This window comes from Bartonella sp. AP58NXGY, from assembly GCF_042195785.1.
GTDB lineage: Bacteria > Pseudomonadota > Alphaproteobacteria > Rhizobiales > Rhizobiaceae > Bartonella.
In genome coordinates, this window is the sequence record NZ_JBHIOY010000119.1 from 300 (window position 1) to 991 (window position 692).

General features: G+C 30.1%; 2 protein-coding genes. Both read right to left on the reverse strand.

Features of this window, described 5'->3' with window-relative positions; translation table 11 throughout:
• Positions 1-204 (reverse strand): DUF167 domain-containing protein (locus ACFINC_RS09870; protein WP_375617098.1); only part of this gene is annotated, 204 nt, incomplete at its 3' end.
• 22 nt (positions 205-226) lie between these two features.
• Positions 227-520: a YggT family protein gene (locus ACFINC_RS09875; protein ID WP_375617099.1), complete on the reverse strand. Its 294-nt coding sequence runs from the start codon at positions 518-520 to the stop codon at positions 227-229.
• Between the last annotated feature and the right edge of the window lie 172 nt (positions 521-692).

The window sequence follows — 692 nt, forward strand, 5'->3', positions numbered from 1 at the left end:
AGAAGGTGGAATTTTCCACTGCTTCGCAAGAAATTTAATGAGAGCTTTATTTGCTTTTCCATCTTCAGGAACAGCACGAAGGCGTATAGTCAGATATTGTTTTTCACCATCCTTACTTTCAATCCCTATTATTTTGTCAACGGATGATTTGGGAATGAGATATACAAACAAAATCAAGTTATTTTTATCAACTTGATAAAACATGTATTTACCTTAAATCGTATTTCTATAGATACATGCTTGCGTAAACGCGCCACATGAAATTACGAATAAAATAAATAATAATGAACACCACAATAGGCGAAATATCAATTGTTCCCAAATATGGTAAAATTTTCCGGATGGGGCTTAAAACGGGATTTGTAAGGCGATATAGAAAGTTTCCTATCAAAATAACAAAGCGATTGCGCGAATTTATGATATTAAAAACATAAAGCCAAGAAAAAATGACACTAGAGATTAAAATATAAATATAAAGATCAAAAATCCAAGCCAGTGTTTGAAGCAATGCATAAACCATGCGTTATCCCTTTCAATCAAGGAAACAGAAAAGCGTATAGAAAACCTTTATTAAAATGAATTTGTATATTGAATAATCGTTTTATATTTCAAAATCTCATGAATAAAAAACTAAATAGTCCAAATTCTTCATCTCTCTATTTAATAATAATGAAGCTAGAAAACAAATATCA

What these genes read in the sequence shown, in the direction of transcription:
- ACFINC_RS09875 (WP_375617099.1), bottom strand. Translation starts at nt 520, where the DNA reads ATGGTTTATGCATTGCTTCAAACACTGGCTTGGATTTTTGATCTTTAT.